The 13911-nt window shown below is 40.9% G+C and carries 15 protein-coding genes; 7 read left to right on the plus strand and 8 right to left on the minus strand.

Annotation, left to right across the window (positions count from 1 at the left end; all coding sequences use genetic code 11):
- Positions 1-29 precede the first annotated feature (29 nt).
- From BM073_RS04995 to BM073_RS05030, 8 genes are all read right to left on the minus strand, one after another.
- Positions 30-812: an SDR family NAD(P)-dependent oxidoreductase gene (locus BM073_RS04995; RefSeq protein WP_091651319.1), complete on the minus strand. Its 783-nt coding sequence runs from the start codon at positions 810-812 to the stop codon at positions 30-32.
- Positions 805-1515, minus strand: coding sequence for an acetoacetate decarboxylase family protein (locus tag BM073_RS05000; protein ID WP_245756369.1), 711 nt, complete (start codon positions 1513-1515; stop codon positions 805-807). Before BM073_RS05000 ends, BM073_RS04995 begins: the two co-directional genes overlap by 8 nt.
- The gene (locus tag BM073_RS05005; RefSeq protein ID WP_091651324.1) at positions 1475-2236 is read right to left on the minus strand and encodes an SDR family NAD(P)-dependent oxidoreductase; all 762 of its coding nucleotides are present in this window, start codon (positions 2234-2236) and stop codon (positions 1475-1477) included. The genes BM073_RS05000 and BM073_RS05005 overlap by 41 nt, the downstream gene beginning before the upstream one ends.
- 48 nt (positions 2237-2284) lie before the next feature.
- Positions 2285-4003, minus strand: coding sequence for an IlvD/Edd family dehydratase (locus BM073_RS05010; RefSeq protein WP_091651326.1), 1719 nt, complete (start codon positions 4001-4003; stop codon positions 2285-2287).
- A gap of 154 nt (positions 4004-4157) precedes the next feature.
- Complete coding sequence (murA, locus tag BM073_RS05015) at positions 4158-5462, minus strand: UDP-N-acetylglucosamine 1-carboxyvinyltransferase (protein WP_091651329.1); 1305 nt, start codon at positions 5460-5462, stop codon at positions 4158-4160.
- Positions 5463-6092, minus strand: coding sequence for a DUF4290 domain-containing protein (locus BM073_RS05020; protein ID WP_091651332.1), 630 nt, complete (start codon positions 6090-6092; stop codon positions 5463-5465). It abuts the gene before it with no gap.
- A 245-nt stretch (positions 6093-6337) separates the two neighbouring features.
- Positions 6338-8611, minus strand: coding sequence for an ATP-dependent helicase (locus BM073_RS05025; protein WP_091651335.1), 2274 nt, complete (start codon positions 8609-8611; stop codon positions 6338-6340).
- Between the two features lie 109 nt (positions 8612-8720).
- Positions 8721-9557, minus strand: a complete 837-nt coding sequence (locus BM073_RS05030; RefSeq protein WP_091651338.1) for a lysophospholipid acyltransferase family protein — start codon at positions 9555-9557, stop codon at positions 8721-8723.
- A gap of 117 nt (positions 9558-9674) precedes the next feature.
- Here BM073_RS05030 and BM073_RS05035 point away from each other — a divergent pair, with 117 nt between their 5' ends.
- The 7 genes from BM073_RS05035 (at position 9675) to BM073_RS05065 (ending at position 13840) form a co-directional block, all read left to right on the plus strand.
- Complete coding sequence (locus BM073_RS05035; protein ID WP_091651340.1) at positions 9675-10268, plus strand: sigma-70 family RNA polymerase sigma factor; 594 nt, start codon at positions 9675-9677, stop codon at positions 10266-10268.
- A 13-nt stretch (positions 10269-10281) separates the two neighbouring features.
- Positions 10282-10554 carry a mycothiol system anti-sigma-R factor gene (locus BM073_RS05040; protein WP_091651343.1) on the plus strand — a complete coding sequence of 91 codons (273 nt, stop codon included), beginning with the start codon at positions 10282-10284 and terminating at the stop codon, positions 10552-10554.
- A 6-nt stretch (positions 10555-10560) separates the two neighbouring features.
- Entirely contained in the window at positions 10561-11133 is a 573-nt protein-coding gene (gmk, locus tag BM073_RS05045; protein ID WP_091651345.1) for a guanylate kinase, read from the plus strand.
- A gap of 3 nt (positions 11134-11136) precedes the next feature.
- Positions 11137-11703: a nicotinate (nicotinamide) nucleotide adenylyltransferase gene (gene nadD / locus BM073_RS05050; RefSeq protein ID WP_091651348.1), complete on the plus strand. Its 567-nt coding sequence runs from the start codon at positions 11137-11139 to the stop codon at positions 11701-11703.
- Positions 11704-11884: 181 nt separating this feature from the next.
- Complete coding sequence (locus BM073_RS05055; RefSeq protein WP_091651350.1) at positions 11885-12109, plus strand: hypothetical protein; 225 nt, start codon at positions 11885-11887, stop codon at positions 12107-12109.
- Positions 12110-12195: 86 nt separating this feature from the next.
- The gene (locus BM073_RS05060) at positions 12196-13317 is read left to right on the plus strand and encodes a DUF4934 domain-containing protein (protein WP_091651353.1); all 1122 of its coding nucleotides are present in this window, start codon (positions 12196-12198) and stop codon (positions 13315-13317) included.
- Positions 13318-13378: 61 nt separating this feature from the next.
- Positions 13379-13840 (plus strand): thioredoxin domain-containing protein, encoded by a 462-nt coding sequence (locus BM073_RS05065; RefSeq protein WP_139217442.1) that lies wholly within the window; start codon positions 13379-13381, stop codon positions 13838-13840.
- The last annotated feature ends 71 nt before the right edge of the window (positions 13841-13911 follow it).

The raw sequence follows: 13911 nt of genomic DNA on the forward strand, positions 1-13911 counted from the left end.
AAGGTGGTTTTTATTCAAAGATAACAGAGTCAGGAATTGGATTGTTTTTTTATCCATTTTTTGAATTTCCTAAGCTCATAATATTGATATATAGGTTTGATTATCAACAAATACCGATTTAAATAAAGTAAAACTCGAAACAAAGCGGAAGGAAAAATCTTTTTTTGACGTTTTTTGACACCTCTAAGAATCTTATCCGCGACTTGATCGGCTTTTTGAGAAGGAAATGGTCTTGGTATTCCTTGTCCCGCCTGATCAAAAAATTTGCTCTGGGTTGCAATGGGAAAAGCCAAACTCAACCATTGTTCATCTGACTCTAACCAAACTGTCTGAGCCCAAGCCAAAAGGGAGGATTTGGTGGCAGAATAAATCCCATACCCGGGCAATGGCCAATATGCCATCGCCGAACAAGTAATGGTTAGATATAGACTAGGGAATTTTTGTCTTAGAACAATCCCCAATTCCAATACAGCAAAAACATTGAGATGAAAAAGCTCTTCGATTTTGTTTAATTCCTGCTTTTCAAAGGGTTCATAATAGGCCTTCCCAGCATTGGCAAAGCAATAGTCCAGTTGCTTCCAGTTTTTATCCAGCCAAAGAGTTATTTCTTCCAATGCCTTTCCCTTTGTAAGATCCAAAGTCAAAATTTCAATTTCAGGAAGTTGAGCCCTCAATTCCTGCAAGCCATCTGCATCTATATCTACTGCCAAAATCTTTGCCTGAACCAAATAAAGTTGCTGAACCAATTCCTTCCCTATTCCGGAAGCAGCCCCGCTTACCAGGACAAAAGAATTGGCAAAGCTCTTATTCATGAAAGGTTGGTTTGGGGAAAAATATTTGAAAGGGTTCTATTTTCACTACAAACAATGGTCGCTGTAAGCTGATATCCGGGAAAAAATCATGGTGAACCTGCTTGACATTTACCTTCGCCAGCTTGGCTTTGCCACTTCCTCTCGGCTTGGTGAAATAATCCACTCCATCCCAGCGCTGATGCAAATCAATAGGTAAAATCCCAGTACTGGCGGGAAACCTGAATCCGAAGCTTTTGACTTCGCAGGAAAATAATTCAAGCTCTTTGGACTGAACCCTGATCAAAGTTGTATTGCCCTCTTCATTCCAATGGATCTTCGCAGTCTCTTTGGGTATTCCCCAATTAGCTCTTCCATTTTGGGTGCTGGACTCGGAATCCACATAGATTTTAGTAATTGATTGCTTGCCCGAACCTTTAAATTTCCCCGGAATGAGTAATAATTCCTTATACGGTCCAACTGGGCTTTCTTCGTAATTGACCAGCATTACATAGCCCAACCCGCCTTTATATTTTCCCTGCAGATGCAAAGGTAATCCTGCATGCTCTTCTATCCATTTCTTGGAAAAGCGATAGACCATAATAATTCCCTGACCTTTCAGCTTCCAAGGTGCAGGAGCCTTTTTATACAATTTGAGGGATTTACCCTCATCTATTGAGTGATTTTCAGGCATAGGGTGAAGGGCTAATGGAGGTCCAGCCTCCATCAATGATTAAGGTTTGTCCGGTAATATGTCTTGCGGAATCAGACAGTAAAAAAACTGCTGAATTGGCTATATCTTCCACAGAAGCAGGTCTACCCAAAGGAGTCTGTTTGGACCAAGTCTTGGCATAATCAGGGTCTGAAGTAGTTCGCTCTGTCAAGGTAGCGCCCGGTGCGATTGCATTGACCCGTATTCCCAATGGAGCCAATTCCAAAACCAAATTTTTGGCGAGCATTTCCAAAGCTGCCTTACTCATGGCATAGGCGGATAAATTCTCATGACTTTGATGTGCAGTAACAGAAGATGTCAATAATATGGCTCCTCCCTCTTCTTGTTCTTTCATCACCTGGGCACTGGCTTGGGTCAATAGAAATGAACCCAACAAATTAACCCGCATGACCTCCATGAAGTCTTGGCTGGAATAGTCCAAAAAACTCCCGAAAAGAGTAATCCCGGCATTCGCAACAACCTGATCTACGCTACCGAAATTATTGATAGCTAATTCAATCATTTCTTGAATCACTGATTCATCAGCAGCATCTCCAGAACAGCCAATGACCTTACCTTTACCCTGGCGAGAAAGAGTGGCAACTGCTTCCTGAGTCAAGCTTTTCTCCAAATCATTTAAAATCACATGAGATCCTTGATTGGACAACTTTCGGGCGATCTCTAAGCCAATGCCTTGCCCTGCTCCGGTGACAATGGCTACTTTCGCTTTTTTCATAGTTTCTAGGTCAGTACCCCAGATTTATTTAGGGTATAGTAAATCAGATTAATGTGAATCTCTTTTTACCTCAGAACCTGAACTCCCCTGCAGAAAATCAAAATCAACCCCATCATGCGCCTGATTCACTTTGTCCAAAAATAAATTCACATAACCTCTCTCATAAGGAAGTTGGGTAGGCTGAAAATTCTTTCTTCGGTTTTCAAACTCTTCCTCACTGATCAAGAGGTTAAGACTTCTCGCAGGAACATTTAACTCAATCCAATCACCTGTCTGCACAAGTGCTAATGGTCCTCCAATGGCCGACTCGGGCGAAACATGAAGGACTACCGTGCCATAGCCTGTTCCGCTCATTCTGCCATCTGAAATTCGAACCATATCTTTGACCCCTTTCTCTAAAATCTTTGCTGGCAAGCCCATATTACCCACTTCCGGCATTCCCGGGTAACCCTTTGGTCCTACATTTTTCATCACTAAAACTGTATTTTCATCCACTTCCAAATCAGGGCTATCAATTCTCGCTTTGTATTCGTCGATGTTTTCAAAAACCAATGCCTTCCCTTTGTGAACCAATAAATGCGGACTGGCTGCAGAAGGCTTGATAACCGCTCCATTTGGACAGAGATTTCCTTTCAAAACTGCAATCCCTGACTCTGGCTTGATCGGATTAGTCAGCGTACCAATCAGATCTCTATCATAACATTCTGCTGAAGCTATATTTTCTCCAATAGTCCTCCCGTTGACTGTGATACAGTCTCTGTGTAGATGGGACTCTATTTCCTTCATGACCGCTGGCATTCCTCCGGCATAAAAAAGATCCTCCACCCAATGTTCTCCTGAAGGCTGCACATTAGCGATCAGAGGTATTTTGGAAGAAAAATGGTCAAAATCAGTCAAATCAATATCCACTCCGATTCGCTTGGCAATCGCTGTAAGGTGAAGAATAAAGTTGGTTGAGCCTCCAATAGCTGCATTGACCATGATAGAATTTTCAAAAGCTTTCCTGGTCAAAACTTTACTCATTTTTAAATCCTCCTTGACCATTTCCACGATCCGAATACCGGCCATATGGGCCAAGACTTTTCTTCTGGAATCAGCGGCTGGGATGGTAGCATTATCTGGCAAAGCCAAACCTAAAGCTTCTACCATGGCTGCCATGGTGGATGCGGTACCCATTGGAGCGCAATGCCCTCGGGAACGGGACATGGCGGCTTCAGCTTCTATAAATTCTTCCTGAGAAAGCTTCCCCAGTTTATAATCTTCTGCAAACCTCCAGACATCTGAGGTTCCTATCTTTTTGCCTTTAAATCTTCCGACTAACATGGGGCCTCCAGAAATCACCAAAGTCGGCAAATCCACAGAGGCCGCACCCATTACCAAAGAGGGGGTAGTTTTATCACAACCACACATCAGGACAACACCGTCCATGGGGTTGGCTCTTATACTTTCCTCCACATCCATGGATGCCAGATTTCTAAAAAGCATGGCTGTGGGCTTGATGGAACATTCACCTAAAGACATGACGGGAAATTCCAAAGGGAAGCCCCCGGCCTCCCAAATACCCTGCTTTAGGGATTCCGCTAATTCTCTAAAATGGGCATTACAAGGGGTAAATTCAGACCAAGTGTTACAAATTCCGATCACCGGCTTTTCTCCCTCAAAAAGATGATGGGGAAGACCTTGGTTTTTCATCCATGAACGATAGATAAAACCGTCCTTGCCGGTTCGACCATACCATTCCTGGCTTCTGAGTTTCTTTTTAGACATAGGTTATCTGGGTTGAGAAATTTCTCAGAAGATATAAAAAATTGGAAACAATTCCCTGCAGGAAAGGACGGGAGGTAATAAATGTATGAATCGAACAAAAAAAATCCCGAAGCGTATTTCTTCGGGATTAAGATTTTGAGGAAAAGCTGAAAGACTATAATCTTTCAATATCTGCTCCTAAAGCATTTAAGCGTTTGTCGATATACTGATATCCTCTATCGATCTGCTCAATATTATCGATCACAGAAGTACCATTTGCCGACATGGCTGCAATCAACAAGGCAACCCCTGCACGAATATCAGGAGAAGTCATTCTGATTCCTTTTAATGGATATTTTCTATCCAAACCAATCACGGTGGCTCTATGTGGATCACAAAGAATAATTTGTGCACCCATATCTATCAGTTTATCCACAAAGAACAATCTGGATTCAAACATCTTTTGATGAACCAAAACTGTTCCTTTGGCTTGGGTAGCAGTTACCAAAACAATAGAAAGCAAATCCGGGGTAAAACCTGGCCAAATTTGATCTGCCACGGTTAAAATAGAGCCGTCTATGAATGTCTCTATTTCGTAGTGTTTTTGCTCAGGAATAAAGATATCATCCCCTCTGAATTCCATCTGAATTCCCATTCTTTTGAACGTATCCGGAATGATTCCCAATCTGTGAATCTGGCAATCTTTGATGGTGATTTCAGATTGAGTCATTGCTGCCATCCCTATGAATGAGCCAATTTCAATCATGTCAGGCAGCATAGTATGCTCTGTTCCACCCAGCTTTTCTACTCCTTCAATATGCAAAAGATTGGAGCCAACACCGGTGATTTTAGCACCCATTCGGTTGAGCATTTCGCACAATTGCTGTAGATATGGCTCACAGGCAGCATTGTAAATCGTGGTTTTTCCTTCGGCCATCACCGCAGCCATTACTATATTGGCTGTACCTGTTACAGATGCTTCATCCAGCAGCATGTAGGTACCTTTAAGATTTTTTCCATCAATATGGAAAATCTCATTTTGGGCATCGTAATGGAATTTGGCCCCCAATTTTTGGAAACCATAAAAGTGAGTATCCATTCTTCTACGCCCAATTTTATCACCTCCTGGCTTGGATAATTTTCCCGTTCCAAACCGAGCCAAAAGTGGACCCAAAATCATGACAGAGCCTCTCAACGCTGAAGCTTTAGCTAAAAAATCTTCTGTCTCCAAGTAATCCAAGTTGACATCATCTGCCTTGAAAGAATAGGATTCAGGTCCCAATTTGGTGACCTTCACTCCCATATCTCCCAACAACTCTATCAGCTTGTTGACATCGCGAATAGCGGGGATTTTGTGGATAGTAACTTTCTCAGAGGTGAGCAATACAGCACAAAGTATCTGCAAAGCTTCATTTTTTGCTCCTTGGGGGATGATTTCCCCTTTCAATTGATTTCCTCCTCTTACTCGAAAAGATGCCATTTAGTTTCTGCGTTTTTTATGTCCTCCGTTATTTCTTCTACGGTTATTATTCCCGCGTTTATTTTTCCCGTTAGAAGTGGATTGCTCATGTGTAGGCACTTTGAAATCTCTTCTGGTATTGGATTCAAAAAGTCCGTTTTCTTTTACTTTATCCAGGTCGATATGAAGTTTTCCTTTGGAAAGTGTCTTGATATCATCCAAAATAATTCCATCGTCGAAATTATCTCTGTTCCAGGTTGAATGAAAACTTCTCATTAACTGGCCGATATAGATAATGGCTGTTTCCTGCTCCTCATCATCCTCAATCTCGATGGCCTTTTCAATCAGCTTTTCAATATTTCGGCCATAATGCTTGAATCTCACTTCTCCTCTTGGATATCCTACCGGTAAAGGTTTTTTGCCCAAGAGCTCCTTTTCAGGCATAGGGAAAGGTCCATCTACATCCAATCTAAAATCTGACATGATGTATAAATCATCCCAAAGCTTCTGGTCATTTTCCTGCTTCAATGAGGGATTCAACTGCTTGATGATTTCCACAATTGTGTAGGCACTTGCCGTACGCTTTTCCCTGTCTTCAATGCCGCAGACATGGTCTACCAAGCCTTGAATGTTCTTTCCGTATTCTTTCATTTGTATTTATTTGTCTTTTTGAGGCTCATGAATCCGTCTTGTAGGACTCAGGCCAATCCCCAAATGATCCGCTTCAAATAGCGCATGTCTGGAGAGTCTTGCAATTTTAAAACCACTTCTATCCGTGGTTATTAAACTCTGCTTGATTTCAAAATCAGTAATTTCTTTTATTTCGCTCTTTTAGCTCTCTTTTTTATTCTCTTAAAAGGTAACAAAAAATCACCATTAGGCAGAGAGATAGGTAATTAGTCAATAATTCTGAGCTTCGCAAAGCTAAGTAATAAAGTCTTCTCTCCAAAATGTTCAAATTGAATCGTAGCCTTTCTGTTAAGACCTTCAACTTCAATCTTTTGAACCTTTCCAAAACCAAACTTCGGATGCTCTACCAGTTGTTCCGCCTGTAAATTATTGGTGTTACTTGGTTTGAAGTCAGGACTTGGCGTATGAATCTTCATTTGAGCAGGTACTCGGGACTCCGGCTTTTTCTTAATGCCTACGAAACCCGGCCTTTCTGCACTGCTTCCCGGTAAACCCTCCCGTCTAAATGCTCCCGGCATCTCTCTGGTCGCGGAAAGTTTTTTACTCACTTTGATACAGCTTGGATCAACCTCTTCCAGGAATCTACTAGGCTCACAATTCAGCAAACGCCCGAATCTATAACGGGTCAATGCATAGGTAAGATATAATTTTTCCATCGCACGGGTGGTCGCCACGTAGAAAAGTCTTCGTTCTTCTTCCAAGTCTTCCCTGCTTTGCATCATCATTTGGGAAGGAAATAAATCCTCCTCCATCCCTACCACAAATACCTGCTTAAACTCCAGTCCTTTGGAGGAGTGTATAGTCATAAGGGTGATTGCGTCTGTGGTATCCTTGTCCCGGTCATTGTCTGTCAAGAGGGCAATTTCCTGTAAAAATGCTCCCAGACTTTTATCCTCATTTTCTTCATTGTCCACGTACTCTTTGATTGCATTGAGCAATTCCTGGACGTTTTCATATCTGTTGAGTCCTTCTATGGTTTTATCCTCATACAATTCTCTCAATAGACCGCTTTGCTTCGCAATGGAATTGGCTGCTTCATAGGCGTCTTTACGCTCCACTTCAATCTGAAAAGCTTTGATCATGGTAGCAAAATCATCCACCGAGCTTCCTGCTCGACCGGGTAAAAAATTTTGAGCATTTTGAACCACATCCCACAAAGGCATATCATGATCGTAGGCAGCAACCAAAATTTTCTCCAGAGAGGTATCTCCAATTCCTCTTTTGGGGTAATTGATGATGCGCTTAAAGGCCTCTTCGTCTACCGGATTAACGGTAAATCGCATATAAGCCATCAAGTCTTTGATTTCTTTACGCTGATAGAATGAAAGTCCTCCTACAATCTTATAGGTCAGATTCATCTTTCTCAGGGCTTCTTCTATAGCTCTAGACTGAGAGTTAGTCCTGTAAAGAATGGCAAAGTCGCTGTTATTAAGCTTTTTATTGTTTTTTTCTTCGAAAATGGTGGTCGCAACTATTCGCCCTTCCTCATTATCTGAAGTTGCTTTGATCAGCTCGATCAGATCTCCGTCAGGATTGGAAGTCCAAACGGTCTTTTTCAGTTGTGCTTTATTTTTATCAATGATGGAGTTAGCCGCCTCCACGATAGTCTTGGTAGATCTATAATTCTGCTCCAATTTGACCACCATCAGATCTGGATAGTCCTTTTCGAAATTGAGAATATTCTGGATATCCGCTCCGCGAAAAGCATAAATACTTTGGGCATCATCTCCTACCACACAGATATTTTGATGAACTGCAGCCAACTTTTTTGTGATCAGGTATTGCGAAAGGTTGGTATCCTGAAACTCATCCACCATGACATATTTGAAGCGCTGCTGATATTTGTTTAACACATCAATATGATCTCTGAAAAGCACATTGGTATTAAATAGTAAATCATCAAAATCCATGGCTCCCGCTTTAAAAAGTCGGTCTTGGTAGCGCTGATAAATATCTCCCATTTTGGGTTTCATGGCTGCCTCATCATCCGCTTTGACAAAAGGATCGGCTTGATAGGCCTGCCAGGAAATCAATCGGTTTTTAGCCCCGGAAATTCGGGAAAGTACCACTCCCGGTTTGTAGACTTTATCATCCAATCGCATTTCTTTGACGATGGTACGGATCAAAGACTTTGAATCATCCGTGTCATAAATCGTGAAATTGGAAGGATAGCCTATTTTTTCGGATTCAACTCTCAAAATCTTAGCGAAAACAGAGTGAAAAGTTCCCATCCAGGTATTGCGCGCATCCAGCCCTACCAAAGACTCAATCCTGTGCTTCATTTCTGCCGCTGCCTTATTGGTGAAGGTGAGCGATAAAATCTGAAAAGGATCTATACCTCTTGCATAAATGAGGTGAGCGATTCGATAGGTCAAAACCCGGGTCTTTCCAGATCCTGCGCCCGCAATAATCATCACCGGCCCTTCTGTATGTTCTACTGCTTCCCGCTGCGGGGGGTTAAGTTCTTTGAGATAATCCATTTTTGAAATACGAAATACGATTTACGATTGACGCGGGCAATTAAAAACCTAAGGCCAAACTCTCATCTCAGCCTTATTTTCAAATCTTACACCCTTTCCAACGATTAACTTATATCTTCCAGCGCTTATGGCTCCAAAGATACATGTCCGGCTGCTCCCGGATATTTTGCTCCAGCATTTCACAAAACATATCCGTGATGGAGTGCGGAGCATGGCCCTCAAAAGGAGGTTGCGCTAGAGGTATATATTCATAGCGATAATGCCCTCTTTTGACCTTGGTCATTTTACCGTAGTGAACATGTAAGTTCATTTTTTTGGAGAGAAACTCTGCTCCTTCAAAAAACACTGCCGGCCTGTTCATGAACTCCCGCTGATAGCGATTTTCTGATGAGGGAGGACGCTGATCAGAGCCTAAGAGCACAATCCTTGGATCTTTTCCCAAGGTAAGCATCCCTCTTCTAAACTCCTTTTTTTCGGTCACATATCCGCCAAATCTTGTCCGGATTTTTTTCATCAGTTCGTTGAAAAAGGGATTGTTGACCTTGAGATAAACTGTCTCAACCGGTACTTGGGAATACAAATTTGTACCTACTACCCCCATTTCCCAATTGAAGATGTGGCCTGCCATCATTAGTGAACTCACCTCATTTTGAACAGGTTTGTCCAGATCAGGTTGATTGACTATTGCGAATCTTTGTCTGAATTCTGCCTCCGATATTGTCAGTATTTTGATCGTTTCGGCAAATGTGTCAGTAAAATTCCTGTAAAATCGGTTTCGGACCTTTTTTCGCTCCCTATCTGATAGCTCGGGAAAAGCATGCATTAGATTCTCATCTATGACCTTCTTTCTATACCGAATTACAAACCTGGCAATCAGGTAAAGAAAATCCGTGAGCAGATAAAGTATGGGCAGCGGAAGTCGGGACAGCAACCGAAAGAAAAACATAGTAAATCGGAGGATTAGAGGCAATAAGGCCTTTTCGAAGCAACAAAATAAAGGAAAAGCGGGGAAAACTTCCCGATTCCTAGTTATAATTTAACCAGATCATTACTTTTGAATCTTATGTCGGAAGTACAGCGCAGAAAATATTCTCAGGAAGAGAAAAATTCCATCTTTGATGGGGAGTTTATGCCTCACATAGACTCTATGTACAACTTTGCCTACCGACTCACCTTTGATGAGGATGATGCCAAAGACTTGGTGCAAGACACCTATCTGAAGGCCTATCGTTTTATCAATTCGTTTGAGCAGGGAACCAATGCCAAAGCATGGCTGTTTCGCATCCTGAAAAACAGTTTCATCAACGAGTACCGTAAGAAGAGTAAGCAACCTGCTAAAGTAGATTATCAGGAAGTTGAAACTTATTACAACTCAGATGATGTTGACTTTCAGGGAACCACTGATCTCCGCGCAGAATCTGTCAAAGACATGCTGGGAGATGAGATTTCCAATGCTTTAAACAGTTTGGCGGTAGATTTCAGAACGGTCATCATCTTGTGTGACCTAGAAGGATTTACTTACGAAGAAATGGCCAAGATCTTGGATATTCCAATCGGAACAGTCCGATCAAGGCTCCACAGAGCCAGAAATTTGCTGAAAGAAAAATTAAAAGGGTATGCCCAGCATATGGGATACAATACGGACGAGGAGGAATAATTATCGAATACGCATGGAAATGAATCAAGAATCATCCGGGCAGCGGAAAATGGAATGCAGCGATGTAAACAAGTGCTTTGAGCTGCTGGAAAGTATTTTAGACGGAGAAATGGGCGATCCGGGCAAGGAAGTGCTCAAGGAAAAATTGGCAAAGTGCCAACCTTGTTTTGAGCATTTTCATCTGGAGCAAGCCATCAGAGAAGTGCTAAAAAACAAGTGCACCAAACAGGCTGTCCCCAATGAATTGGCTAAAAGCATCCGTGAAAAAATTCAGGAAGTGAAATAAATCCGGATGACTCAAGGTAAAGCAATTATTTTTTCGGCACCCTCAGGATCCGGTAAAACCTCGCTCGTCAAGCACCTGATCCAGCATGTGCCCAATCTGGGATTTTCGATTTCTGCCTGCACAAGAGACAGAAGAGGCAGACATGAAGTTCATGGGAAAGATTACTATTTTTTAACCCAAGAAGAATTCATCAAAAAAATAGATGAAGGAGCCTTCATCGAATGGGAGGAAGTCTATGCCGGAAACTTTTATGGCACGCTCAAAGAAGAAATTCAGCGCATCTGGGATTCCGGCAAGGCGGTGATTTTTGACGTGGATGTCAAAGGAGGATTGGCATTGAAAAAATACTTCGGCGATCAGGCATTGGCTATTTTTGTCAAAGTCCCTTCCATTGAAGTGTTGAAGTCAAGGCTGAATGAGAGAGGCACGGAAACTGAAGAATCTCTTTCCCGCAGAGTTTTCAAAGCAGAATTTGAAATGAAATTTGAGCCACAGTTTGACGTCAGTATCCTCAATGATGATTTTGAGAGATCCTCTCAGGAAGCAGAGCAATTGGTCAGGGAATTTATAGCCTCTTAAGCCGTGAATATCGGACTCTTCTTCGGTAGCTTCAACCCCATTCACATCGGTCATCTCATCATTGCCAATACCATCTACGATCGTACCGACTTAGATGAAGTATGGTTTGTGGTCAGTCCCCAAAATCCCCTGAAAAAAAGAAAGTCACTCATCCATGAGTTTGATCGGCTTCGCATGGTTGAATTGGCAATCGAGGATAATTTTCATTTCAGGGCCAGTGATGTGGAATTTCACATGCCGAGACCCAGCTATACAATAGATACCTTGACCTATCTCAGTGAGCAGTATCCACAGCATAATTTCAGTATTTTTTTAGGCTCAGATAATCTAAAACAGCTCCGCAAGTGGAAAAACTATGAACAGATTTTGGAGCATTATCAAGTCTATGTCTATCCCCGTCCAGGTGAAAAGACAGATTTCACCCATCCTTCTGTCCAAGAAGTAGATGCCCCATTACTAGACATCTCTGCTACTTTTATCAGAGATTCTATTCAGTCTGGACATTCCGTCAAATACCTCTTGCCCAGACAAGTGGAAGAGTATATTCAGGCTAAAAAACTATACTTTTAGCAAACCTTGGTCAATCAGGCTACCGATCAAAAAAAAAAAAAATGCCTTCTACGTAAATTTTAGATATTTTTTAATTGCTTAGTTTTGAAAAATCCAACTAGTACAATAGATTAGTTACAGCTTCAGAGTTGAAGTCGTTTTTGGGCCAAAAACTTTTTAGTAATTCTAATTCTTTAACAAAATGAAAAAAGTATTATTTGGAATAGCCTTTTTGGGGGCTATGGCATTTGCGGGTGTAAGTGTAAATGCACAGCAAGAAGAGCCTGATCCTGGAATGGAGGGCGGAGGTGGTGGTTGTTATCAACGGATGGTAATTTGTAATGGTGGATATACCGTTTACCATTGCGATGGTAAATTTACAAGTTCTCGTTGTTCAGCCTATGAAATTGGGTGCCTTAATTGCTAAATAATTCTAAATTTAATGCTGCCATTTTTCACTGTAATCCAATTACGATTACTAGGTTAAAATGGCAGCCCATTTACATTTCTAATATGAAATATACCCAGTATTTATTTGTAATAACTTTACTTTTCTCTCTTTTTTCTTGCGATAATTCATCGGAAGAAAATATTCCCTCAATCGTTCTAGATAAGCTTACTCAGGTCGACAAAAAAAATTTAGAAATTCGAGATATTATTCCTCTTGAAACGCGCTCTGAGAACTTAATGGGCCTAGATATCCGTGCCAGATTTGACCGGTCTTTCTTTTATTTGATGGATGAGAATTCGAAAGATGCGATTCATTTTTTTGACAAAAATGGGAACTACCGTGGTAGTCAAGGACAAGTTGGTGAGGGGCCTGGCACCTTACAAAAACTAGATGACTTTTTTATCAACCCCGATGGCAATATAGAAGTCCTTTCTGGTATAGGAGATCGCGCTACAGTTTATAATATCTCAGAGTCTGGCGAGTTAAATAAAGTTTTTGAAACAAATTATTTAGCAAGTTCTTTTACCAAATTGCCATCCGGGGAATATCTGTTTTATGGAAGTTATAATCTTCCTTTTACTGAGTTTCGCTTAGTAAAAACTGATTCAGAAGGAAAAGTGATCTCTTCTTTTTTGGAGAACACTTACAAAAACAAACTTTTGCCAATGACGGAGCGCAATTTCTTCAGAAACGGAAAAGATCTGCATATCATTGAGTCTTTTCAGCCCTATGTTTACAGCTTTCAAAATGACACTTTAGAAAAGGTGATTCAAATGGATTTTGGCTCATATTCGATTCCCGAATATTTTTGGCAGGAGGATATTATGGATAGTTTTGGGAAATTGAGTGAAACTGGATTTGCCAATATACACGGGGTATTTGAGGATGAAAATTTAATGCTTCTCAGCATTCATATTCAAAAACCAGAAGGCGTCTTCAAGGACTTGGTGTTTATCGACAAAAATACGGACAAAGTCAAAAAAATATCCACCAACCGGAATGAAGAAATGCTCTATCATAATCCTATTGGGATTGAAGAGGGACAAATCATGTTTTTGACTTATCGTTCTGTGATTTTGAAAGAGCTGTCCAAAACCCAATTGGACCAAATCTATTCTCAAATTCCTGAGATGGAATTTGATTATCCAGTAATTCTTCAAACCAAGATCCAATTTGATGAATAAAGTTTTAATCTGTTTTTTCTTGTTTTGTCTTCTCTTTGCATGTCAAAAAAAACTGGAGAAAATGATTTTTCCTGATAATCTGGAAATCATTCATCAGGGTAATCCCACTTGTCCAGACTGCAACGAGAAAGCTGTTTTTTATGTAAATATTGCTAAGAGTTCCACCTATTTATTTACCGATAATATTGTGAATTGGAAGGATTTTGCGGCATCCTACCCGGATCTTTCCGTGATTGTTTATTTAGGAGGAAAAGGGAAAGATGGCAAAAATAGTCCTGATCAGCTTCGTTCTTTTTTCAAAAGGCAAGATTTTCCCTATCCAGTATACTTGGATCCTGAAGACCAATTTTTTCAAATAAATCAGCTAGACAACGTCGATTTGGAATATAAGACCGTACTCCATTTTTTGGTCGAAGAAAACCAGATATTAGATTTATACGAATTTGGGGATCCCAATTATCGAGTGAGCCAATTGGAAAAATATTTTGGAATGAAGCCAAAAAATAGCTCGCAAGTTCTGTAAAAATAAAAAAATCGACTTTTGTTTATTCTCAAATTTATCATGGAACCTTGGCATCACATTTTCAGATCTAT

Source organism: Algoriphagus ornithinivorans, from assembly GCF_900115305.1.
Lineage (GTDB): Bacteria > Bacteroidota > Bacteroidia > Cytophagales > Cyclobacteriaceae > Algoriphagus > Algoriphagus ornithinivorans.